The organism is Streptomyces sp. NL15-2K (assembly GCF_030551255.1).
Classification (GTDB): domain Bacteria; phylum Actinomycetota; class Actinomycetes; order Streptomycetales; family Streptomycetaceae; genus Streptomyces.
In genome coordinates this window covers 6,989,109-7,011,081 of sequence record NZ_CP130630.1, presented here as the reverse complement: position 1 = coordinate 7,011,081, position 21,973 = coordinate 6,989,109, and the positions used below count along the sequence as shown (strand labels likewise).

The 21,973-nt window shown below is 69.5% G+C and carries 18 protein-coding genes and 3 pseudogenes; 7 read left to right on the top strand and 14 right to left on the bottom strand.

What is annotated here, in order from left to right:
- The first annotated feature begins 266 nt into the window (after window positions 1-266).
- Window positions 267-548 carry a chorismate mutase gene (locus tag Q4V64_RS31790; protein ID WP_172629174.1) on the top strand — a complete coding sequence of 94 codons (282 nt, stop codon included), beginning with the start codon at window positions 267-269 and terminating at the stop codon, window positions 546-548.
- 961 nt (window positions 549-1,509) lie between these two features.
- Here the strand turns inward: Q4V64_RS31790 and Q4V64_RS31785 are convergent.
- From Q4V64_RS31785 to Q4V64_RS31760, 6 genes and pseudogenes are all read right to left on the bottom strand, one after another.
- Window positions 1,510-2,184 carry an HAD family phosphatase gene (locus tag Q4V64_RS31785; protein ID WP_124439812.1) on the bottom strand — a complete coding sequence of 225 codons (675 nt, stop codon included), beginning with the start codon at window positions 2,182-2,184 and terminating at the stop codon, window positions 1,510-1,512.
- Between the two features lie 119 nt (window positions 2,185-2,303).
- A complete protein-coding gene (locus Q4V64_RS31780; RefSeq protein WP_172629175.1) occupies window positions 2,304-2,963 on the bottom strand; it encodes a LysE family translocator in 660 nt (219 codons plus the stop codon).
- A 77-nt stretch (window positions 2,964-3,040) separates the two neighbouring features.
- Window positions 3,041-3,370, bottom strand: a pseudogene (locus tag Q4V64_RS31775) (hypothetical protein); the annotation flags it as partial.
- Window positions 3,371-3,549: 179 nt separating this feature from the next.
- Window positions 3,550-4,425 (bottom strand): hypothetical protein, encoded by an 876-nt coding sequence (locus Q4V64_RS31770; protein WP_124439814.1) that lies wholly within the window; start codon window positions 4,423-4,425, stop codon window positions 3,550-3,552.
- 26 nt (window positions 4,426-4,451) lie between these two features.
- Window positions 4,452-5,321 carry a hypothetical protein gene (locus tag Q4V64_RS31765; protein ID WP_303713202.1) on the bottom strand — a complete coding sequence of 290 codons (870 nt, stop codon included), beginning with the start codon at window positions 5,319-5,321 and terminating at the stop codon, window positions 4,452-4,454.
- 207 nt (window positions 5,322-5,528) lie between these two features.
- Window positions 5,529-6,017, bottom strand: coding sequence for an ATP-binding protein (locus tag Q4V64_RS31760; protein ID WP_124439818.1), 489 nt, complete (start codon window positions 6,015-6,017; stop codon window positions 5,529-5,531).
- A gap of 155 nt (window positions 6,018-6,172) precedes the next feature.
- Between Q4V64_RS31760 and Q4V64_RS31755 the strand changes: the two genes are divergently transcribed.
- Together Q4V64_RS31755 and Q4V64_RS31750 are read left to right on the top strand one after the other, a co-directional pair.
- Complete coding sequence (locus Q4V64_RS31755; protein ID WP_124439819.1) at window positions 6,173-7,051, top strand: helix-turn-helix transcriptional regulator; 879 nt, start codon at window positions 6,173-6,175, stop codon at window positions 7,049-7,051.
- On the top strand, window positions 7,048-7,326 hold the full coding sequence (locus tag Q4V64_RS31750; RefSeq protein WP_124439820.1) for a DUF397 domain-containing protein: 279 nt from the start codon (window positions 7,048-7,050) through the stop codon (window positions 7,324-7,326). The genes Q4V64_RS31755 and Q4V64_RS31750 overlap by 4 nt, the downstream gene beginning before the upstream one ends.
- Window positions 7,327-7,500: 174 nt before the next feature.
- Here Q4V64_RS31750 and Q4V64_RS31745 read toward each other — a convergent pair.
- Window positions 7,501-7,587, bottom strand: a pseudogene (locus Q4V64_RS31745) (IS5/IS1182 family transposase); the annotation flags it as partial.
- Window positions 7,588-7,975: 388 nt separating this feature from the next.
- On the opposite strand from Q4V64_RS31745, the gene Q4V64_RS31740 reads away from it, so the two are divergent.
- Both Q4V64_RS31740 and Q4V64_RS31735 read left to right on the top strand, forming a co-directional pair.
- Window positions 7,976-8,413 (top strand): hypothetical protein, encoded by a 438-nt coding sequence (locus tag Q4V64_RS31740; protein WP_124439821.1) that lies wholly within the window; start codon window positions 7,976-7,978, stop codon window positions 8,411-8,413.
- Window positions 8,414-8,433: 20 nt separating this feature from the next.
- Entirely contained in the window at window positions 8,434-8,664 is a 231-nt protein-coding gene (locus Q4V64_RS31735; protein WP_124439822.1) for an SMI1/KNR4 family protein, read from the top strand.
- Between the two features lie 16 nt (window positions 8,665-8,680).
- Here the strand turns inward: Q4V64_RS31735 and Q4V64_RS31730 are convergent, their stop codons facing one another.
- Window positions 8,681-9,847: a hypothetical protein gene (locus tag Q4V64_RS31730; protein WP_124439823.1), complete on the bottom strand. Its 1,167-nt coding sequence runs from the start codon at window positions 9,845-9,847 to the stop codon at window positions 8,681-8,683.
- 371 nt (window positions 9,848-10,218) lie between these two features.
- A complete protein-coding gene (locus Q4V64_RS31725; RefSeq protein WP_303713198.1) occupies window positions 10,219-10,500 on the bottom strand; it encodes a hypothetical protein in 282 nt (93 codons plus the stop codon).
- On the opposite strand from Q4V64_RS31725, the gene Q4V64_RS31720 reads away from it, so the two are divergent.
- Window positions 10,487-11,128, top strand: coding sequence for an LAETG motif-containing sortase-dependent surface protein (locus Q4V64_RS31720; protein WP_303713196.1), 642 nt, complete (start codon window positions 10,487-10,489; stop codon window positions 11,126-11,128). The genes Q4V64_RS31725 and Q4V64_RS31720 overlap by 14 nt on opposite strands.
- A 129-nt stretch (window positions 11,129-11,257) precedes the next feature.
- On the opposite strand, the gene Q4V64_RS31715 is transcribed toward Q4V64_RS31720, so the two are convergent.
- The 3 genes from Q4V64_RS31715 to Q4V64_RS31705 all read right to left on the bottom strand — a co-directional run bounded on the left by Q4V64_RS31715 (window position 11,258) and on the right by Q4V64_RS31705 (window position 16,559).
- Window positions 11,258-13,051 (bottom strand): GMC family oxidoreductase, encoded by a 1,794-nt coding sequence (locus tag Q4V64_RS31715; RefSeq protein WP_124439825.1) that lies wholly within the window; start codon window positions 13,049-13,051, stop codon window positions 11,258-11,260.
- Window positions 13,052-13,144: 93 nt separating this feature from the next.
- Window positions 13,145-14,758, bottom strand: a complete 1,614-nt coding sequence (locus Q4V64_RS31710) for a succinic semialdehyde dehydrogenase (RefSeq protein ID WP_124439826.1) — start codon at window positions 14,756-14,758, stop codon at window positions 13,145-13,147.
- Window positions 14,759-14,906: 148 nt separating this feature from the next.
- A complete protein-coding gene (locus tag Q4V64_RS31705) occupies window positions 14,907-16,559 on the bottom strand; it encodes a serine/threonine-protein kinase (RefSeq protein WP_124439827.1) in 1,653 nt (550 codons plus the stop codon).
- Window positions 16,560-16,767: 208 nt separating this feature from the next.
- Here Q4V64_RS31705 and Q4V64_RS31700 point away from each other — a divergent pair, with 208 nt between their 5' ends.
- The gene (locus Q4V64_RS31700; RefSeq protein WP_124439828.1) at window positions 16,768-18,759 is read left to right on the top strand and encodes a glycosyltransferase family A protein; all 1,992 of its coding nucleotides are present in this window, start codon (window positions 16,768-16,770) and stop codon (window positions 18,757-18,759) included.
- Window positions 18,760-18,835: 76 nt separating this feature from the next.
- Here the strand turns inward: Q4V64_RS31700 and Q4V64_RS31695 are convergent, their stop codons facing one another.
- Both Q4V64_RS31695 and Q4V64_RS31690 read right to left on the bottom strand, forming a co-directional pair.
- Window positions 18,836-20,524, bottom strand: a complete 1,689-nt coding sequence (locus tag Q4V64_RS31695) for a serine/threonine-protein kinase (RefSeq protein ID WP_172629176.1) — start codon at window positions 20,522-20,524, stop codon at window positions 18,836-18,838.
- A 230-nt stretch (window positions 20,525-20,754) separates the two neighbouring features.
- Window positions 20,755-21,900, bottom strand: a pseudogene (locus Q4V64_RS31690) (serine/threonine-protein kinase); the annotation flags it as partial.
- Window positions 21,901-21,973: the final 73 nt, after the last annotated feature.

Here is a 21,973-nt window from a genome sequence, read left to right as displayed (position 1 = left end):
ACGGGCTGGATCCACGAGCCGCGTCTCAAGATGCGAGCCACGTTGGACGGCCCTCATGAGCACGGCATACTGGCCTCATGCTCACGCACCCGACCTTCGTCTTTACCTATGGCACCCGGCCCGCCGGCTGCCATGGTCGTGCTGCTTGAGCAACTGACAAGCGACTTCCCAGGCGCCCCGGGCCGACAAGGCCCGGGGCGCCTGTCGTTTTCCGGATCTTGCCGCTCCGGGGCACCGCACCTCTACCGAACCGACGAGGAGCCCCCATGACCACCACCGACGTGACCGGCGCCCGCACCCCCGAGGCCGCCGATGTGATCACCGGCGCCCGTGAGCGCATCGACGCGCTCGACGACCGGATCATCGGGCTGATCCAGGAACGGATGGCCGTGTCCGCCGTCATCCAGGAGGCCCGGATCGCCTCCGGCGGCCGGCGCGTGAACCTCTCCCGCGAGATGGACGTCCTCAGCCACTACAGGGAGGCGCTGGGCAAGCCGGGCACGTCGCTGGCGATGACGCTGCTGGAGCTGTGCCGCGGAAAGATCTGAAGCGGCGGGCCTGGCTGAAGCTGCGGGCCCGCTGAATCCGCGTTCCCGGCACAGACGTACGCATCCCTCCTCACCCGTACGGCGCGTGACCGCCGCCGGAGTCGCTTCGTTGGTCCCGGTGTCCGTGCCAGCCAGGGGCGGCCCGAAAGAACCACGCGTGGCTCGCCGGAGCGATGAGACGTACGGATCGTGCTGTGCGTCGTGGGACCTCGCTCCGGCGAAGTGACCGGACGGCAGGGGACAGCAGCCCGGTCACCCAGAGACCGGTCGGCTCCGGGGACGCCCGGAGCCGACCGGCGGGAACGGCCCAAGTCAAACGTGGAGTCAAAATGTCCAAGTCTGAGTCAAACGGTTGCGGTGGCCGCGCCCATCCAGCACGATGCCTAGAAAGCCCCCAAGTCCCACCCTGACAACCGCATTGGTTTGCACGGTCGCACCGCCAAAGGTTCAGACCACCCGCGCGCCCCGAACGCGCCGGGGAGCCGACCGGAGGCACTGAGGACCGGCTGAGGACCAGCTGAGGACCAGCTGAGGACCAGCTGAGGACCTGCGGAAGAGCGACTGAAGACCGACAACCGAAGACCAGCGGCGCAACCCCCCGGCGCCGCTCCCCAGGCACCGACGCTGCCCTGACGTCGGTGCTGACGAAAGAAGGGCCCCGCGGTCCGTCCCCGCGGGGCCCTTCGCATGTTCGGCCCGAAGCTCAGGCGCCTTCTTCCGTGAAGATCGCTTCGGCGGATGGAACGGTTACGGCGCGGGTGAGCCAGCGGCGTAGGAGGTCGGGGTCGTCACAGCCGGTGATGCGATCCCGGTCCTCATCCCGGATCTCCTCGGCGAGGTGAAGCCGTCGCCGACCAGAGGTGGCACGTGGAACGGACCCACGCCTGGCAGAACGCCTTCCACCGACTCGCCGGCTGCAACGAGCGCGTGACCCATTGTCATGCGCACCAAGATATGTGGGTCAGCGGACCGTGCCGATTCCCAGTCGCCTGGCCCAGTCCAGCAATTCGGGTTCGGCCAGGGTGGTGCCGAGCCAGTCGTGGTCGAGGTCGGCGCCTGGAAGGGAGGGTACGGCCGCGACGTAGAGTCCGGCGGCACGGGCCGCGGTAATGCCCGTGGCCGAGTCCTCGAACGCGACGGAGTGCTTGGGAGTCGTACCGAGTGCCTCGCATGCTGTGAGGTAGAGCTCTGGTGCGGGCTTGGGGGAGCGCACTTCGTCGGCGGCGAACGAGTGGGTGAAGCAGTCGGCGAGGCCGGCTGACCACAGTGCCGTGTCCAGCAGTTCTCGGGGGCTGTTGCTGGCGACGGCGATGGGTACGGCTGCCCGGCAGGCGCGCACCAGTTCCGCCGCCCCGGGGAGGGCCGCGGCGCCCACGGCCAGCTCCTTGCGGACCCTTTCGAGGAGTTCGGCGGCGATTTCAGCGCCTGCGCCGGGGCGCCCGAGGTACTCGGCCATGGCCTCTCCAGCGGCTTCCACGGTGCGGCCGATGACCAGGGCTTTCTGATCGGGGCCGAAGGGATGGCCGTGCGCCGCGAAGATGGCCGCTTCCGCAACGGTCCAGCAGGCTTCGGTGTCGACCAGCAGGCCGTCGCAGTCGAAGACCACGGCCTCGGCGCCGGCGGGAAGCGAGCCCATGCAGATGTCCCTTCACTTCAGGTGGTCAGTTCAGGTGGTCAGTTCAGGTGGTCAGTTCAGGTGGTGTGGTTGCCCGTTCGGCGGCTGTCGGATCGCCTGCGGTCGCGTCGAGCGGTGCCTTACCGTCCGACTGCGAGCTGGATGCCGAAGGCGGCGATGACCGTGCCGGTGATCCGGTCGAGGTAGCGGCGGGCCGAGGGGCGTTGCAGGCGGTCTCGGAGCACGTGCGCGAAGGCGATCAGCGCACAGGCCCAGATGACGGCCAGGAGAATGTGCACACCGGCCAGGAGCACCCCTGGAGCGAGGCGCGAGGAGCCGGCCGGGATGAACTGCGGGAGCACCGCAACGTAGAAGGCACCCATCTTCGGGTTGAGGAGATTGGTCACAAACCCTTGCCGCCAGCCGCCGAGCAGGGTGTCGCCGGCGCCCGTCCTGGTCTTGACCTCGCTCCCGGTCTCCGCTGTCCTCGGGCTCTCGCTCGATGCGTGGCGCCAGGTGGCCCACAGCAGCCTGCCTCCCATCCACACCAGGTACGCGGCCCCGGCCCAACGAAGAGTCTCGTATGCGAGGTGAGACGCGGTCAGCAGTGCGGTCACACCGAGTGAGGTGAGCACGCCCCAGACCAGTGTGCCGCTCTGGATGCCGAGGACCACGCCCCAGGCGCGACGGCGGTGCCCGATCACCGCGGTGCGCAAGATGAGAGCGGTATCCAGTCCAGGAGTGAGCGTAAGAAGTCCCACTATCAGGGCGAAAGTCCCCATCGCATCTAAGGTGATCATGAGCGATCACCCTAGGTCGGGAGGCGTAGAACGTCCACATTTCTGCCCGAAATCGGGCAGAAATGCGGCTACTGGTTTCAGACCCTGGACACCGTCCCGCACGCCTCCTCGCCGTCCTCTTCGATGCCCTGGCTCCGGTCGTACGGGTCCGTCGTCGGCCCCCTCGGGGGTGCGCCCGTGGGCTCGGTGGTCGAGAAATCGGGGTGGAGGTAGCCCTCATACACGTCGCAGGCCGAGTTGCCTATCTCCTGGTCGTAGCGCAGGACGGTAATCTTCCCCGGGGCGACCTGGTACTTGGCGGGGTCGGAGAGCTCGACTTCGAGCACGCGGCGCACGATCGTGCGGGTGACCTCGGGTGAACCGTTGGTCCGGACCAGCGGGTAGACGAAGGTGTAGTCCGCGTGCACGGCGCTGAGAACCGGCTGAAGAGCGACTGAAGACGGACAACCGAAGACCAGCGGCGCAACCCCCCGGCGCCGCTCCCCAGGCACCGACGCTGCCCTGACGGCGGTGCTGACGAAAGAAGGGCCCCGCGGTCCGTCCCCGCGGGGCCCTTCGCATGTTCGGCCGCCGCCATCCCCGAAGCTCAGGAGCCTTCTTCCGCGAAGATCGCTTCGGCGGACGGAGCGGTTACGGCGCGGGTGAGCCAGCGGCGTAGGAGGTCGGGGTCGTCGCAGCCGGTGATGCGATCCCGGATCTCATCGGGGACGTCGAGGCCGCGTGCCCCGAGGACGAGCAGGATGTCCTCCGCACGGCCCTGGGCACGGCCCTCGTCACGGATCTCTTCCGAGATGTACGACTTGTAGAAGGAAAGGTCCACGGCCACCAGGTTCCTCCAGAGCTCTCCGGCCCGGCGATTGACGCCGAGGCCTTGTGCGGTGAATTCGATGATCGGGTCGGCGACGGCTTCGGGTACGTCCCGCAGAGCGGTGGACAGGGCCTTCAGTATCCCATCGACGGCCGCATCCTTCGCGTGCGTGATGGCGGACAGCGTGGCCAGCGCCAGGTCGGCCCGGGCCTCTTCCGGGTCCTCGATCACGGGCATGTTGTGCGGACCGGCCACGAGCGGGCGCAGGGTGAGGGAGGCCCACCACCGAGGGCCGATGGGCACGGGCTGGGCGGCCCACTCGGCTGTGGCCCGGTCCTGGCAGACGACCAGCAGCAGGGGCGGGATCTTGTACTTCGTGTAGAGGAAGGACAGGTAGTAGGCCCAGCTGGCGGATTTGTTCGGGTCCTTGGCGCTCTGCGCTTCAACGGCCAGCAGGAGCGGCTGAGCGCCGTTGAAACGCAACAGTGTGTCGACACGGCGCTCAACGGGCTGAATCTCGGTGAGATCGGTCGTCAGTACCGTCACAGACTCGGGTGGGATGAACGGAAGGTTGAGGACCTTGGAGACACCGGCGAACAGGCCCGGGTACTCCTGGAAGATGCGGTGCATCGCCTCGTGGGACGAGTTGACCACGCGGTTCCTTGTGCTTGGACGGATTTTCAGAGGACTGCGGGCGACTTGGACCGGCAGTCGTGGCAGTGGCCGGGTGCGGGGGCGCGGAAGGCGCGGTCGCAGCCGTCGCAGTTCTGGAGCGGGTGCCGGGCGGCTGGCGGTGGCGCGGGTGTGCGGAATGGGGGTGGGGGTGGTAGTTGGGTGGTGAGGCGGTGGGCGAGGAGGGCGGCGGGGCGTCGTGGGCCTTGGGGTGGCAGGTCGGTGGTGAGCGCCTGTCGTACGGCGGTGGGGCTGACGTCGCGTTCCAGCCAGGCGGCGACGCCGGGGGCGAGGTGGGTGGTGTCGCAGGTGGAGAGGAGGAGGCGGGGGTCGTGGTGGTGGAGGTCGGCGAGGAGGTCGGTCGCGGTCTGGAGGAGCGTGGGGGACGGGCAGGCTGGCTGCGGTACGGCGGGGAGGGGTTTGCGGGGTGTGCGTTTCTTCGGGGTTGGCTTCGGTGGTGCCGGGCTGTGCGCATCGGCCGCTTGCCGGTGGTGGCCGGGCTGGTTGCAGGAGATGGTGCGGGTGATGATGCGGCCGCCGGGGATGCGTTCGCGGACGCGGCGCAGGTAGCCGTGGGCTTCCAGTTCGCGTAGGGCGGCGGCGATGCGGGTGGTGCCTTCGGGGAAGCGGGCGGCGAGGGTTTTGATGTCGACGCGGGAGTGCTTGGGCAGCGACTGGATGTGCAGGGCGAGCCCGATCGCGACGAGTGAGAGGTCGGGGTGCTGGGCGAGGTGGTTGCCGACCACGGTGAAGCGGGTGGTGTGGCGGGTGTGGTCGTGGTCGAGGCCACCGCCGGAGTGGGCGTGCCGGTGGGGGTGGTTTTTGCCCGCGATACGGGGCTGGGCGTGCAGGGGCACGCTAGGGTTCTGCGTATCCATCGGGAAGTCCTTACCTTCCTCGGTGGTCAGGCCCTCGCACTGGGATTGCCGTCCCGGCGGGGGCCGTCGCATGTCTGCGGTTGTGTTGCGCTGAGCGTAGGACAGGCAACCGCCTGAGAATCCAGCTGAGTTGGTGATGTTCACTCGCGTGGGTGAGGGGGCGTGCGGCGCGGCGGGAGGCTGGGGTGGGGCTTGGTGGGGGTCCTTTCACCCTCGTGGTTCTTGGGAAAGAGCGCCCCTCGCACCGGAGCACGCGTTTCTGTGCTCCGGTGATGCGAGGTTCAGCTCCGCCCAGACCGTCTTGCGCGGGCGCGGTCCCTGGGCGACGCCCCAGCGGTCGGCGAGGGCCTCGACGAGGACGAGCCCCCGGCCGGACTCCGCGTCGGGGGCGGGTTCCTGGGGGTGGGGCAGGCGGTCGCCGCAGGTGTCGGTCACTTCGATGCGCAGGGTGTCTGCGATGACGTAGAGGACGAGCCGGAAGTCCCGGCCGGGGATGCGGCTGTGCGTCGCCGCGTTGGCGGCGAGTTCGGCGACGACTTGGCGTGCCGGTTCCAACGGGAGCTCCCAGGTGCGGAGTTGCTCGGTGGCGAGGAGGCGGGCGAGGCGCGCACCGCGTGGCGTGGGAGACAGCTGCACGCTGAAGTTGCGGACGGGGTGGGCGAGTCGGGCCTCGGGGGCGGCTGTTTCGTGGATCACGTCACTCAGAGTGGCGGTCCGCGCTTACCGTGAACAGTGACGAACCCGTTGCGTACGGTGACCGTCCGGACGTTGTCCGGTCGTGTCCAGGCTGTCGAGACCTGCCGTACGGGTAGGGGGCGTCGCGGCACGGTCGTGCGACGGAGAGGTGCGGGATGCAGCAAGTGGACGCCGTAGCGGGGCGACTCAAGACCGAGGCGGACGAACCGGGTTGGGAAGTCGACCCGGACGACGACTGGGGGGTGGCCGTCGTCGCCACCGTCGGGCGGCAGCTGAAGCTGCGGCGGGAGGCGGTGGGGATGAGGGCCGCCGACTTCGGGGACGCCGTCGGGTACGGCGAGGACATGGTCTACAAAATCGAGGCCGGGAAACGGATTCCCCGGCCCGAGTATCTGGACAAGGCCGACGACGTGCTGGGAGCGGGCGGGCTGCTCGCGGCGATGAAGGAGGACGTGAAGAAGGTCCGGTATCCGAAGAAGGTGCGGGATCTGGCGCAGATGGAGGCGAAGGCGGTCGAGCTCCAGCTCTACGATCCGCTGAACGTCCACGGGTTGTTGCAGACGCCGGAGTACGCACGCGGGCTTCTGCTGATGCGGCGCCCCGCGTACACCGGTGACGAGGTGGAGCGGTTCATCGCCGCCCGCGTGGCCCGCAAGGCCCTCTTCGAACGGGACCCTGCGCCTGAAATCAGCTTCGTCCTGGAGGAATGGACGCTACGACGTCCGCTCGGAGGGAAGGCGGCGCTGCGACGCCAGCTGGAACACCTGCTGGAGACGGGGCAGCTGCGGAACGTCGAGCTTCAGGTGATGCCGATGGATCGCGAGGAGCATGCCGGACTGGCCGGTGGCATTGAGGTGCTGAAGTTCCAGGACGGATCAGCGGTGGGACGTTCACCGGTCGTTGCCAACGGCCGGCCGGTCTCCGATCCCAGGCAGCTCCGTATCCTTGAACTGCGGTATGGCATCATCCGCGCTCAGGCTCTCACCCCACGTGAGTCCACCGCCTTCATCGAGCAACTGCTGGGGGAAACATGATCCGCAACACCTCGGCCGGGGACCCCTCCGACCTGGCGTGGTTCAAGAGCAGCTACAGCAGCGGCAGCGAGGGCGACTCCTGCGTCGAGGTTGCCTTGGAATGGTTCAAGAGCAGCTACAGCAGCAGCAGCGAAGGCGACTCCTGCGTCGAACTCGCCACCACCCCCGGCACCATCCACGTCCGCGACTCCAAGAACACCGCCGGCCCTCGGCTCGCCCTTACGCCGGAGGCCTGGTCAGCCTTCGTGCCGTACGCGTCGACGAGTTCCCTGTAGTCCGTCGGCAGATCGCGCGCCGACCACTCCTCCGCGTTCGGATCGTCGGCGGGCACGTCGAGTCCGGAGTGGTGCCTTTATCGGGGCTCCACTCCGCCAATGGGCGAGACGTCGGCTCGCCGTCAAACACCGGGATGGAGGGCCACCACAGGACAGATGAGGGCTGCAGCGATGCAGTCGGCGGAGGGCGTTCAGCCACGCCACGGTCCTCTCAACCACCCAGCGGTGCTGGCCAAGTCGCTCCGAGGACTCGGTCCGACGACCGGGATCGGGAGTGATTGGCAGATCTGTTCCACCCCCGCGAGGGAAAACCCCAGGTGATGTGGCCGTGACGGTGGAACAGATCTGCCAATCACTGGGGGAACGTCCGGGCCCTCGCGCAGATCGCGTCGTGACCAGGGGTGGTGGCCTCGTGAAGGCGCCCGGACTCCTGCAGTCCGGATGGCTTCACCACGTGGCAACGAACACAATCGCAGCCACAACACCCCGATCGTCAGCCCGCCGACGGCCACCCCCTTGCGGACGCACCGGCGCCTCGAGCGCCACGCAAAGAAAGAGCTCCCACAACTTGTCGGGCACCAGCTACTTGATCAGGTGATGTCGGGTGATTGCCTGACAGGTGAGGGATGGCTCCGGTAGATGTGTGCGGGTGAATGACTCCACGCCCAGCGAGCCCACCCCCGAGGACGGCGAGCCCACCTCCTTCGCCGAGGCCGCGAAGAACCTGTTCAAGAAGCACAAGGCGAAGATCGTCGCCGTCGGCGCCTTGGGCCTGGCTGTCGTCGGCGTGGTCGCCAGTCTCCCCGAGGGGCGGGACACCGAGAGGAAGGACACCGAGGACACCGAGGATTCCGAGCCGTCCCCCGGCCTTGAAGACGCGGACCGTCCGAAACGCACGTCCCCAGCCGGGCACGAAGTAGTCGCGACCCTGGTGAAGCTCGCCGCCGGTCAGCAAGCTAGCGAGGAGCGCAGGGCGGCGTACAAGCAAGCGACGGGGGAAGACCTTCCCGCTGATAGCACCTATCGCTCAAAGCATCGGCGGGGCGACTTCGGGGAGGATGAGACTCCCGGCGAAGCCGCAGCCTGAGCACCTGGGCGAAGGCCACCGTGGCCCCCGCGCGGCAGGCCGTCTGCACCATGCTCGGCCCGGGACAAAGGCGTCTAGCCGATCCTGCGGCCTGGCTCAGGCTGGAAGAGCGACTCGGCAGAAGCCTTCCGGCGGACTACAAGCGGATCGTCGACACCTACGCCCATGCCGCGATGAACACCGCCGGCCCTCGGCTCGCCCTGACGCCGCAGGCCTGGTCAGCCTTCGTGCCGTACGCGTCCGAAGGCTGACCGACTACGGGAGTGTTCAGACCCGGGACACCGTCCCGCACCCCTCCTCCTCGCCGTCCTCTTCGATGCCCTGGCTCCGGTCGTACGGGTCCGTCGTCGGCCCGCTCGGGGGTGCGCCCGTGGGCTCGGTGGTCGAGAAATCGGGGTGGAGGTAGCCGTCGTACACGTCGCAGGCCGAGTTGCCGATCTCCTGGTCGTAACGCAGGACGGTGATCTTCCCCGGGGTGACCTGGTACTTGGTGGGGTCGGAGAGCTCGGCGTCGAGCGCGCGGCGCACGATCGTGCGGGTGACCTCGGGCGAACCGTTGGTCTGGACGAGCGGGTAGACGAAGGTGTAGTCCGCGTGCACGGCGACGGAGCCCTGCTCGCCGGGCTTGAACGTCATGCGCCCGCGGGTCTTGACCACGTCACCGACCAGTCGGGTCTCGGCGGGGTCGAAGCGGCTGAACATCGTCAGCGGGTCGTGCTTCTCGTCCGGCGTGCGCAGCGAGGTGTTCAGCAGGCCGAGCAGGTCCGTCTGCCCGGGTTCGATCACTCCGAGCGCCGTCTCGGGGTGCTCCCCGCGCAGCGTGGCCGGGTCGAGGTTCGCGTCGACGAGGAGGCTCTTGGTCTGCCGCAGGGCCTGTTCGACCTGTGCCTTGGAGAGCGTGCCGACCGGTGTCGCCTTCGGCAGGGCGATACCGGCCTCGCCGTCGGCCCATCGCAGTGCCGGGGACCCGGCGAACGGCCTGTCCAGCGTGGGGGTTTCGGGATCCGCCGACGAGGGCGGGGCAGTCGGGGCCGCCGTCTCCGCCGGGAGCGGCGACGCGGCGGCCGTCTCCGGCCCGCCCGTACCGAAGGGGTCGCCGGGCAGCAACGACGGTTTCATGGCGACGACGACCACGGCGAGCGCGACGGGCACGCCGATGATCGCCCATAAGCCCCGACGCCGGGCCGCACGCCCTTCCATGTCCCGCCCGGCCGGCCCGGTGCGCCACCCCTCGGGCAACTCGCCCCGCGCCTCCTGCTGCCGCAGCCGCTCGGTGACCATGCGGGCCCGCGCGGACGGCTCCTTCGGCGCGGAACCGGCTATCTCGCGCTCGCTGTCCCGAACGAACTTCTCCCATTCCTCGTCCGGAATGGAGGACCCGTCATGTCCCTCACCCGAACCGGGTTTCGACTCCTCGGACGGTCTCTCGGCCACGCGCCATACGCCTTTCCGTGCGTCGGACTTCGGACTTCGGACTTCGGACTTCGGACTTCGGACGCAGAGCGTACGGCAGCCTTGATCCGACGCGGAGCCGTGAAGAGGGTCTTGGTCCGGACCCTCCGAGTGGTGATCCAGGTCACATAAGAATTCTGTGAGTGCGGGCACAACCATTCACAGGCTTCACGGATCAAACACCGCGTAACAAGGGCCACACCCGCGCCCCACACGCGGAGGCCTCCCCCAACGTTGCCGCCACCTGCGGCACATCGGATTCACGAGGTCTTCATGAAGCTTCGCCGTGCCATGGCAGCGGCTGCCGCTACGGCCGTCATCGCGCCGCTCGCCTTGCTTGCGGCACCGGCCGCCTACGCGACCGACGATCCCACGACCGCCTCACCGACCGCCTCCGCGACCGAGACGACGACCGAGAGCGCCTCCCCGTCGCCGACCGCGTCCGCCACCGAAACCACTGAGGCGCCCAGCGCTTCCCCGACCCCGACCGAGACGACGACCGAGAGCACCTCGCCGTCGCCGACCGCGTCCGCCACCGCGACCACCGCGGCACCGAGCACCTCGGCACCCGAGGAGTCGGAGGCTCCTGAGCCCGAGCCGTCCGCGTGCAAGGACTCCAAGGTGGACGTCAGCATCTCCGGCCTGCCGGGCAAGATCGCCGCCGGCAGCGGGTGGCACAAGTTCTCGCTGAACGTCTTCAACTCCTCGGACTCCATCCTCGCGGACCTGGACTTCTTCGCCGGGGCTTCCTCCGACCCGGACGGCGCGGAGCTGTTCCGGAGCAAGCAGGTCCAGCTCCAGGCCTGGAACCCGGAGGACAAGGTCTGGAAGGACCTCAACGAGGAGGGCTACGCGGTCGGCTACGTCGGTTACACCGACGTGCTCGAGCCCGAGTACGAGGTCGACATCCCCCTGCGCGTCAACGTGAAGTCCAGCGCCCCGGTCGGTGCCGGCTTCTCCCTCGGCGCGACCATCTACGGCGACACCGAGGGCGAGTGCACCGGCTACGGTCAGGTCTCGTACAAGTTCCAGATCGTGGCCGCCGGTACGGACACGGACGGCACTAAGCCGCAGGTAGGCGGCAAGGCCCCCGTCACTGACAAGAAGCCTGCCAGCACTACGCCTGAGGTCGACGGCGCCCTCGCCGAGACGGGTTCGAGCTCAGCGCTGCCGACGATCGGCCTCGTGGGCGGCGCCGCGGTCGTCGCCGGTGCCGGTGCTGTGTTCGTGGTGCGTCGCCGGAAGGCCGGTGCCGAGGCCTGAGCCTCGTAACCAACCAGAGCTCGACGCATGACAGAGAAGGACCTGCGCTCGGAGGGGGGCGCAGGTCCTTCTTTTTGTTCACCGCTTACTTCTTCGGCCTTTTGTTCACCGCTTACTTCTTCTCACCGGTTACTTCTTCGGCGGCACCGCCGGCACCCCCAAGAACGGCAGCTTCAGCGCGCCGAAGGCGTCCGCCGGGACCGTCGGTGCATTCGGCTCGATCGGCTTGAGGCGTTCGTACGGCTGCCCCGGCGCCGGACGCGGGTCCGCCTCGCCCTTGTTGGGCCAGTACGACATCGCGCGCTCTGCCTGGGCGGTGATCGTGAGGGAGGGGTTCACCCCGAGGTTGGCCGAGATCGCGGCGCCGTCGACGACCGAGATGCCGGGGTGGCCGTAGAGGCGGTGGTAGGGGTCGATGACGCCGGTCTCGCGGGAGGAGCCGATGGGGCAGCCGCCGAGGAAGTGGGCGGTGAGGGGGGTGCCCATCAGTTCGCCCACGTTGGAGCCGGCGAAGCCGTTGATCTCGGCGGCGATGGCGGAGGCACCCTCCGACGCCGCCTTGATCTGTTTGGGGTTCGGGGAGCCGTGGCCCTGGCGGGCCGTGAGGAGCCCCTTGCCGACTCCGTCCGGTTTCAGGTACGTCGTCAGGGAGTTGTCCAGCGACTGCATCACCAGGCCGATGATCGTCCGCTCCGACCAGCGGTGGTTGGAGAGGGAACGCAGGACCTGGAGGGGGTGGCGGGCCGCGTTCGCCAGCCAGGCCATGGCCCTCGACGAACCCTCCGCGTACGGAACCTGGAGGATCGACAGGCCGCCCATCGAGTTGGAGCCCTTGCCGTAGCGGACCGGCTCGATGTGGGTGTTGGCGTCCGGGTGGATCGAGGACGTGATGGCCACTCCGCGCGTGAAGTCGACCTTCTTCTCGCCCGTCACCTTGCGGTAGCGGCGGTTGTTCGTCTGCGCGCCGACCAGCGCCTCGGAGTTGGTGCGGGTGAGCTCCCCCAACCTGTCGGATATGTACGGCAACTGGCCCCCCGCCTTCATGCGGTGCAGGAGGGTCTGGGTGCCGTACGTGCCGGCCGCGAGGACCACCCGGCGGGCCTTGAAGGTCCTGCCCTTCGCCTTGCGGCGGTCGTCCGTGGGGAGGGTGGCGATCGCGTAGCCGCCCTGCGAGTCGTCCGTGATCGAGACCACCGTCGTCAGGGGGTGCACGACCGCGCCCGCCTTCTCGGCGAGGTACAGGTAGTTCTCGTTGAGGGTGTTCTTCGCGCCGTGACGGCAGCCGGTCATGCACTCGCCGCACTCGTTGCAGGCCCTGCGGGCCGGGCCCGCGCCGCCGAAGTACGGGTCGGCCACCCGCTCGCCCGGCCGTGCCTTCACCGAGCCGTCGGCGTCCTCGCCGTCCCCGAAGAACACGCCGACCGGCGCCATGTGGAAGGTGTCGCCGACACCCATCCGCTCCCCGGCCGCCTTCAGGTGCACGTCGGAGGGGGTCATCGTCGGGTTGAGGCGTACGCCGAGCATGCGCCGCGCCTGGTCGTAGTACGGCTTCAGCTCCTGCTGCCAGTCCGTGATGTCCCGCCACTGCGGGTCCTCGAAGAACGGCTTCGGCGGTACGTAGAGGGTGTTGGCGTAGTTGAGGGAGCCGCCGCCCACGCCCGCGCCGGCCAGGACCATGACGTTGCCGAGCAGGTGGATGCGCTGGAGTCCGAACATGCCGAGCTTGGGGGCCCAGAGGTAGTTCTTCAGGTCCCAGGAGTTCTTGGGGAGGGTCTCGGGGGTGAAGCGGCGGCCGGCCTCCAGGACGCCGACCTTGTAGCCCTTTTCGGTCAGGCGCAGGGCGGTGACGGAACCGCCGAACCCTGAGCCGACGACGATGACGTCGTAGTCGTATGCGTCATAGTCGTATGCGTCCTGGGGCACGTGTTCTCCTCGTTGAGTGTCCGTGCGAGCCGGCCGAGAGACCGGCCGGGAGAGCGGCCGGGAGAGCGGCCGGGAGAGCGGCCGAAGAGCCTGTTACCGCAACCGGAACGCCTTCATCACCCGCAGGCTGCGGCTCATGAACTGGGCGTACTTCTCGTCGTCCATCCCCAGTGCCGGCGCCAGCGGCAGCAGCCGCTGCTGCGCCACCGTCTGGGCCTCCGTGTACTTGAGGATGCCCTCGGAGCCGTGGCGGCGGCCCAGGCCGGAGTCCTTCATGCCGCCCATCGGGGACTGGAGGCTGCCGTACGCGGCCGCGTAGCCCTCGTTGACGTTCACGGTTCCCGTGCGCAGGCGGGCGGCGATCTCGCGGCCGCGGCGGCCGTCCTTCGTCCAGACCGAGGAATTCAGGCCGTACGGCGTGGAGTTGGCGAGTTCCACCGCCTCGTCCTCCGTCCTGAAACGGTAGATCGACACGACCGGGCCGAAGGTCTCCTCCGTGCAGACGGACATCGGCTCCGTCACGCCGTCGAGGATCGTCGGCTCGAAGAAGTACGGGCCGATGTCCGGGCGGGCCACCCCGCCGGCGACGACCTTCGCGCCCTTGGCCACGGCCTCCTCCACATGCCGGGTGACCGTCTCCAGCTGGCGCTCTCCCACCAGCGAGCCCATGTCTGCGCCGTACGCCAGCGACGTGCCGAGCCGCATCGCCTTCGTCCGGGCGGCGAAGCGCTCGACGAAGGCGTCGGCGATCGACTCGTGGACGTACAACCGCTCGATGGAGATGCAGAGTTGGCCCGCGGAGGAGAAGCAGGCGCGGACGGCACCTGCCGCGGCCTTCTCCACGTCCGCGTCCTCGAGGACCAGCATCGCGTTCTTGCCGCCGAGTTCGAGGGAGACGCCGATCATGCGGGCGGCGGCGCCCTGGGCGACCTCGCGGCCGGTTCGGGTGGAGCCGGTGAAGGAGACGTAGTCGGCGTGCCTGACGACCTCGGGGCCGACGACCGGGCCCTCGCCGAGGACGACCTGGAAGACGTCGGCGGGCAGACCGGCCTCGATCAGCAGGTCACGGGCCCAGAGCGCGGTGAGGCAGGTCTCCGTGTCGGGCTTCATCACGACCGCGTTGCCCGCGACGAACGCCGGGAGCGCGTCGCCGACCGACAGCTCCAGGGGGTAGTTCCAGGGGGCGATCTGACCCACGACACCTCGTGGGTGGCGGAGTTCGGTGACCTTCGTCAGCATCGGTACCGCACCCGTGTGCCGCTTCGGCCTCAGGTACGCGGTGGCCCTGCGGCCGTAGTGCCGGGCCGCCACCGCGACGGCCTGCACCTCCTCGTGGGCGTGCAGACGTGCCTTGCCGGTCTCCAGCTGGATCAGGTCGAGGACCTCGGCCTGGCGTTCCAGGATCAGGTCGTGGAAGCGGAGCAGGACGGCGGCGCGCTGCCGTACGGGCGTCCGGGCCCACACGGACTGCGCCTTGCGGGCCGCCTCGTAGGCCTTCAGTACGTCCTCGGGCGTGGACTCGGGCAGGTCCGCGAGCTTCTCGCCGGTGAACGGTGTGTGGTTGGCGGTCCGGCCGGATCCGACCACACCCTTGGTGAGCTGGGCGACCAGCTCGGGGGTGACCACGTCGGCGGCGGTACGGGCGCCCGCCGGGGCGGGGGCGATGGGGTTCGTGCCGGTCTTGGCCGGGGCCTGCGCGTCCGTCATGAGCCGCAGGGTATGCCGGAGCGGAGACTTTTGGTACCCGCCGGTAACAGGGATTCACCGAGTACGCACAGGGCGCCAGTGGTCACTGGCAACAAACGTGCTGATCAGGGCGTTGACCAGGGTCGGTGGGCAGCGGTCCGGTTGTGACTCAGTCGTCTGCGAGCTCAAGCCGGTCACGGGCCGTCTCGAACACCGCCGCGCCATTCTTCTCGTCCGGCGTTCCCTTGGGCATGTCCACGCGCAGTTCGTACATACGGCTGTCGTCGGTGCGGACGATCAGCCGCATCACGCGGGTCGGCCTGCCGTGCGGGTCGTAGGTGACGTCGGAGAGGGCGGCCTCGTGGCCGTGGAATGTGGTCGGGGTGTACTGGCCGGTGGTCCGCTCGTGTCCCTCCCAGCCCCTCGCCGTTCCCCGCGCCTCGGTCATGGGAGAGCCGGGCGCCTTGTCCCGCTCGGTGAGATGGACCTGGATCGCGTTCCCGTCGCTGTAGACGGCCAGACGGGACGCGTCGCCCGCTTCGCCCACCTCGGACATCCACCTGTAGTGCCGGGGGAGATAGAGGACGGTGCTCATCGCCTGCTCCCGGTGGGCGACCCAGCCGTCCTGTCCGGCCGTGCCGTCGGCGAACGAGGTGCCGAGCCATATGACGCCGGCGAGAAGGACGCCGAGGAAGGGGACGGCCGTGCGAAGGAGGGTGCGGCGCCTGGGAGTCTGCGACGGCTCGGTTGTGGGCTCGGGGTCGGAATCGAGATCGGAATCGGGATCGGAATCGGGATCGGGATCGGGATCGGGATCGGGATCGGGATCGGGATCGGGATCGGGATCGGGATCGGAATCGGGATCGGGATCGGGATCGGGCGGGGGTACGACATCGGCGGCCACGTTTTCCGGTACGGCGCCCTCCGCATCCTGCTCCTCGCCCCGCTCCCCGGCCACCTCCTCCAGTACCCGCGCGACCTCCTCCGCGTCCGGTCGCCGCTCGGGTTCCTTCGTCAACAGCCCCGTGATCAGCGGTCCGAGGGGACCGGACCGCTTCGGCTCGGGCGGGTCGGCGGCGACTATCGCGGCGAGGGTGGCCTCCGCTGTCGTACGGCGGAAAGGGGAATCGCCTTCGACGGCGGCGTACAGCAGGACGCCCAGGGACCACAGGTCGGAGGCGGGGCCGGCGCCGGTGTCCGCCGTCCGCTCGGGGGCGACGAACTCCAGCGAGCCGACGAACTCGCCGGTGGCGGTGAGGGATTCCTCGCCCTGGACCTCGCCCTGGACCTCGCCCTGGACCTCGCCCTGGACGTGGTCGATGCCGAAGTCGGTGAGGACGACCCGGCGATCGGCGCCGAGCAGGACGTTGGCTGGTTTGATGTCCCGGTGCACGATGCCGACGGCGTGCGCGGCGCGCAGGGCGCCGAGGGCGGCGAGGCCGATGCGGGCGGCCTCCGCGGGCGGCAGCGGGCCGCGGCGGAGGGCTTCGTGCAGGGACTCGCCGTGGATCAACTCCATGACGATCCAGGGGAGTCCGTCCTCCCCCTCGACGACGACGTCGTGGATGGAGACGGCGGCGGGATGGCGGACGCGGGCGGCGGCGCGGGCCTCGCGGTAGAGGCGGTGGGCGGCGCGGCGGTGCTCCTCGTCCTCCGGATCACCCGGCAACCGCGGCTGCTTCACGGCGACTTCGCGCTCCACGAGCTCGTCACGCGCCCGCCAGACGGTGCCCGTCTCGCCGGCCCCTATGCGCTCGATCAGCCGGTAGCGCCCGTCGAGCAGCACGCCCTTGGGGTCCGCGCCGTCCCCGTCGTTGCTCATGTCCCATGAGTACCGTGCGGGGCGGCTCGTTGTCGACGCGGGGCCCGCGTCACGAGCGCCCGAGCCGGCTGTCGTTTGAACGACAGGGCGCGGCGTTCCGTATGAACAGGGGCAGCGACCCTCGCCACAAGGCTGCTGAACACAGCATGTACGCACTTCTCATGATATCTTCACATTTCTTTTCGGTGCGCCCTGGGAGAACGTGACGATGGCCGACCCCACCGTTTCGGTGATCATCGCCGCCTACAACGCGATGCCCTATGTGACGCGCTGCATCACCTCTGTCGCCGAACAGAGCATCGGCCAGGACGCGTTACAGGTCATCGTCGTCGACGACGGTTCCACCGACGGCACGGCGAAGGAGCTCGACCGGCTGTCCGAGGTCCATCCGGGTCTGCTGACGGTCAGCCACCAGGAGAACTCCGGCGGCCCGTCGGACCCGCGCAACAAGGGACTCGACCAGGCTCGGGGCGAGTTCGTCTTCTTCCTCGACGCCGACGACTACCTGGGCCCCCAGGCCCTGGAGCGCATGGTGGCCATGGCCGAGGAGAATGGCACCGACATCGTCCTCGGCAAGATGATCGGCGTCGGCGGCCGGGGCGCGCCCAAGTCGATGTTCCAGCGCGACCAGCCGAAGACGGACGTCTTCGCCTCGCGCGTGTACTGGACGCTCAACCCGATGAAGCTCTTCCGCCGGGAGCTGCTGGAGCGGCTCGGGCTGCGCTTCCCCACGGATCTGAGTATCGGCGAGGACCAGCTCTTCGTGGGCCCGGCCTATTTCCACGCGTCCGGCATCTCGGTCCTCGCCGACTACGACTGCCTGTACTGGGTGGAGCGCGAGGACAGCGGCAACATCACCTTGCGGAACGGGGGCACGGAGCCCCGGCTGACGTTCCTGCCGCGGGTGATCGACATGGTTCTGGAGAACGTGCCGCCCGGCCCCGGCCGCGACCACCTGGCCCACCGGCATCTGACCGTCGAGGTGCAGCAGCTCCTCGACTACCTGCCGCACGAATCCCGTGCCACCCAGGAGAAGGCCCTCGACCGGCTCGCCGAGATCATCGCCCCGCTGTGGCACGAGGGAATGAACGAGCGGCTCTCGGCCATGTCCCGGCTGCGACTGCACCTCATCCGGCACCGGATGCTCGACGAGGTGCTGGAACTGATCCGTTTCGAGGAGGACCCGGAGCGCCTCCAGGCGGCCCCGCTCCTGTGCGACAACGGCCGTGCCTACGCCCGCTACCCCTTCCTCCGCGACCCCGCCCACGCCGTCCCCGACAGCTGCTACGACGTCACCGACCAGCTCGGCGTCCGCCACCACATCACTCGCGCCGAACTCCGCGGCACCGCCCTGCGGCTGGCCGGACACGCCCACCTCCACCGCGTGGAGACCCACGACGTCACCACCGAACTCGTCCTGCGCGAGCGCGACAGCGGTACCGAGTACCGGCTGCCCGTCACGCACACCGCGACGCCCGGCCTGGGTGCCGACGAGGACGGGGGGCGGTTCCGGTACGAGAACGCGGGCTTCGAGGCCGAGGTCGACATCACCACCGCTGCCGATGGCCGGCCCCTCGTCGACGGCCTGTGGGACATCTCCCTCGCCGTCGGCGCCCAGAGCGTCTCCCGCGAGGCCCGCGTCGGCAGCAAGCGGTCCGACGCCGTCTCCCCGGCGGCACGCACGCGTGTCGTCGCCACGCCCGGCGGCCTGCGCGCGGTCACGCTCTACACCACCAAGCCGTACGGCAACTTCACGCTCTACCTGGGCGAGAAGAAGCACAAGGTGGCCCGGCGTCTCGCCGTGGACTCGCTGCGCTGGTCGGCCAGTTACCCCACTCAGCTGGTGGTCACCGGGCACAGCGGGCTCGACGCGTATCCCGACGGGGACCTGACCGTCGTACTGACGAACGACCGCGACGAGAGAGCCGTCGTCCCCGCCGCACGCACCCCGCACACCGACCTCTTCACCGCCCGCGTGGACGTCGCCGAGCTGTCCACGGGTGTCTGGACCGGCGAACTCCGGCTCGGTGACTGGTCGGTGCCGCTGCCCGCCCTCCCGGAGAGGTTCGCCACGGCCAAGTGGCGCAGACGGGGCATGCCCCGGTACGCCAAGCCCGCTCCGGACGCAGGCAAGCAGCGGTTCGCGTTGCTGGTGGCGAAGACCGAGCTGGTGAAGGCGCTGGTCGGCAAGGTGAAGTGACGGACCGTGAAGGTCTCTTAGGTCTCTTAGGTCTCTTAGGTCTCTAGGTCTCTAGGTCTCTAGGTCTCTAGGTCTCTTACAGCTTGTCGACGTCCAGGTTCGCGATGGCCGTCTGCGCCACCTCGCGGCCCCGCTCCGTGAAATCGCCCTTGCCCGGGTAGCTGATGGTGAGCTTGTACATGTCGCCGGCGGAGCTCTTGTAGTAGAAGATCCTCAGCTCGCGGGGGCGGGGGTCCTGGGTGTCGTCGGTGGTGTAGACGACCTTGGTCTCGGCGGCCTTCTTGCCCTCGTACGTGGTGTCCTTGGGCTCGGTCTTCGTCTTCGGGCCCGAGGGCATGTCGAGTTCGTAGCTGCCGCTCTGCTTGAACTCGGCGTCGTCGTCGTACATCTCGGCGGCCGCGGAGCCCGCGATGTTGCTGCCGGTGTCCTCGGACTTCTTGTACAGGGTCAGGCCGATCCAGATGCTGCCGCTGTAGTCGGTGTACGACACCCAGTGGCCCTTGTCGGTCTCCCGGTCGGGCACCGAGCGCTGGTAGTCGGCGGGCACCGCCAGCGTGGCGGCGACGTCCCTCTCGGACTTCGTCTTCCAGCCGTCGGGCAGCGGTCCCGCGAACGGATCCGCGATCACCAGGTACGCCGCCACCGCCGCGGCGACGACCGCGGCACCGAGGCCGAGCAGTGCCTTGCGGCCGAGCCGGATGCCGGTGGCGGCGGCGGTGGCAGTGGCGGTGGCGTTGACGGCACCGGGCCCGGCGGTGTGGACGATCTGTGTGGGAGCCTGCGCCGGCGGGTTCGCGGTCCGTTCCAGCAGGTCACGGACCTGGGCGGCGTTCGGGCGGCGCGCCGGATCCTTCTGGAGCAGGCCGTTGATGGCCTCGGCGAGGGGGCCCTGCGCGGCGGCGGGCGGCGCGGGCGAGGCGTTGAGGACGGACTGGAGGGTGGCGGGGGTGTTGCTGCGGCGGAACGGGGAGACGCCCTCCGTCGCCGCGTACAGGACGACACCGAGGGACCAGAGGTCGCTCGCCGGGCCGGGGCGCTGGCCCAGCACCCGCTCCGGCGCGATGTATTCGGGCGAGCCGACGAAACCGCCGGTGTCGGTCAGGTTGGTCTCGCCCTCGATCTGCGCGATGCCGAAGTCGGTGAGGACGACACGGTCGTGGCGGCCGAGGAGGACGTTGTCCGGCTTGACGTCACGGTGCAGGATGCCCGCCGCGTGCGCGGCCTCCAGCGCGCCGAGCACTTCCAGGCCGATTCTCGCCGCTTCCCGGGCCCCGAGGGTGCCCTCCTGCAACGCGTCGCCCAGCGAACGGCCCTGCACCAGCTCCATCACGATCCACGGCTGGCCGTCCACGACCGCCACGTCGTGCACGTTGACCACGGCGGGGTGGTCGAGCCGGGCCGCCGCACGAGCCTCCCGACGCATGCGCTCGAAGGCGTTCGCACGTTCACGTTCAGGAAGATGGTCCGGGACGCGGGGTTCCTTGACGGCGACCTCGCGGTCCACCGTCTCGTCCTTGGCCCGCCACACCGTACCCATGCCGCCGTGCCCGAGCTTGGCGAGCAACCGGTAGCGACCCGCTATCAGTCGGCCGGTGCCGGGGTCCTGCTCGGGCCGGGGTTGGGGCTGAACCTGGGGTGGGACGACCTGTGTGGGCGTCGCGTACGGGTTGTTGGGGTGCGGCATCGCCGCAGGCGGGTTCGGCGGTTGCAGAGCGAAACTCGTTGGTTCGTCGGACCCGTAAGGGGCTCCCCCGTTGCTGCTCATGGGTTCATCCATATCGCGCCAAGCGCTTCCGCTTCCAGGTCTGGTGCTTTCCAGTCACAGAGCCGTGACTCGAACTGCCGCTTATCTCCCCTTTACGCGTGGTTCGTGGAGGCAGGGCCGGAAGGACTGGAGCTGGGGCTGGGGCTGGGGCTGGGGGTGGTGCTGGGGCTGAGCGAGGGGGACGTACCCGAGGGCGTCGGCGAACTCGGCGTACCGGGCGAACCCGGGCTACTCGGCGTACTCGGCGTACTCGGCGTACTCGGCGTACTCGGCGTGCTCGGCGTGCTCGGCGTGCTCGGCGTACTCGGCGTGCTCGGCGTGCTCGGCGTGCTCGGCGTACTGACGGAAGCCTCCGGCGGCGAACTCGGGGGCACCACACCCCCGTCCCCGTCCCGGTCCATTAGCAGCGCCAGCGCGGACACGCCCGCCCCCGCCATCGCGGCGACCAGCAACGCGCTCACCAGCGCCCCGCGCCGGGGGTACCCCCGTCGGTCCCTCGCACCGAACCGTTTCGGCATACGGCCCGTGTCCAGGAAGGCCCGCAGCATCCACTCGGCCTGTGCCGCGTCGAGCCGTCGGTCCGGGTCGCGTTCGAGAAGGCCCCGTACGACGGGGAGGATCGGCGCCGCCTGCGCGGGCGGCCGTACCTCGGCCGACACGACCGCGTGCAGGATGCCGCCCAACGAGTCACGCCGGAACGGCGATTCGCCGCTCAGAGCCGTGCACAGCAGCGCGCCGAGCGACCACAGGTCGGACTCGGGTCCGGTGCCGGCCCCGGAGATGCGTTCGGGCGCGGTGTACTCGGGCGAGCCGACGAAGGACCCGCTCTCGGTGAGCGTGGTGGCGCCCGCGACCTGGGCGATGCCGAAGTCGGTGAGGACGATACGGCCGGTGCCGTCGATGGCGTCGCCGGGGGTGCCGTCCTCGATCAGGACGTTCGCGGGCTTGAGGTCGCGGTGCAGGACCCCGGCCGCGTGCGCCGCGCCCAGCGCGCCCAGCAGGGCGATGCCGATCCGGGCGGCCTCGGCGGCGTCGACCGGGCCTCGGGTGGCGATCCGGTCGGCGAGCGAGCTGCCGTTGATCAACTCCATGACGATGTACGGGCGTTCGTCGTCCTCGACGACATCGTGGACGACGACGATGTGCGGGTGGCTCAACTGGGCGACCGCGCGTGCCTCGCGCAGGGTGCGGTCGCGCTGCCGCCGGGCCTCGGCCGCGGAGAGGGTCTCGTCCAGGGGGAGTTCCTTGACCGCCACCTGCCGGCCGAGCAGCTGGTCGGTCGCCCGCCACACCACGCCCATACCACCGCGCCCGAGCCGTACCTCGAGCCGGTAACGGCCCGCGATCACACGGACGTTGTCCCCCTCGGTCCCCATGCGCCTCATCATGCCGCACCGGACGGGGCCCCTCCGGGGCGGCGACCGGCCAAAACGAGGACCGTCACAACAC

Excerpts from the sequence above, each read along its gene's own strand:
- Q4V64_RS31705 (WP_124439827.1), bottom strand. The coding sequence starts at position 16,559 with ATGAGCAACGACGGGGACGGCGCGGACCCCAAGGGCGTGCTGCTCGAC.
- Q4V64_RS31790 (WP_172629174.1), top strand. The coding sequence starts at position 267 with ATGACCACCACCGACGTGACCGGCGCCCGCACCCCCGAGGCCGCCGAT.
- Q4V64_RS31780 (WP_172629175.1), bottom strand. The coding sequence starts at position 2,963 with ATGATCACCTTAGATGCGATGGGGACTTTCGCCCTGATAGTGGGACTT.
- Q4V64_RS31750 (WP_124439820.1), top strand. The coding sequence starts at position 7,048 with ATGATCCGCAACACCTCGGCCGGGGACCCCTCCGACCTGGCGTGGTTC.
- Q4V64_RS31755 (WP_124439819.1), top strand. The coding sequence starts at position 6,173 with ATGCAGCAAGTGGACGCCGTAGCGGGGCGACTCAAGACCGAGGCGGAC.
- Q4V64_RS31785 (WP_124439812.1), bottom strand. The coding sequence starts at position 2,184 with ATGGGCTCGCTTCCCGCCGGCGCCGAGGCCGTGGTCTTCGACTGCGAC.
- Q4V64_RS31695 (WP_172629176.1), bottom strand. The coding sequence starts at position 20,524 with ATGAGCAGCAACGGGGGAGCCCCTTACGGGTCCGACGAACCAACGAGT.
- Q4V64_RS31700 (WP_124439828.1), top strand. The coding sequence starts at position 16,768 with ATGGCCGACCCCACCGTTTCGGTGATCATCGCCGCCTACAACGCGATG.
- Q4V64_RS31725 (WP_303713198.1), bottom strand. The coding sequence starts at position 10,500 with ATGCTGACGTCCACCTTGGAGTCCTTGCACGCGGACGGCTCGGGCTCA.
- Q4V64_RS31710 (WP_124439826.1), bottom strand. The coding sequence starts at position 14,758 with ATGACGGACGCGCAGGCCCCGGCCAAGACCGGCACGAACCCCATCGCC.
- Q4V64_RS31765 (WP_303713202.1), bottom strand. The coding sequence starts at position 5,321 with ATGGATACGCAGAACCCTAGCGTGCCCCTGCACGCCCAGCCCCGTATC.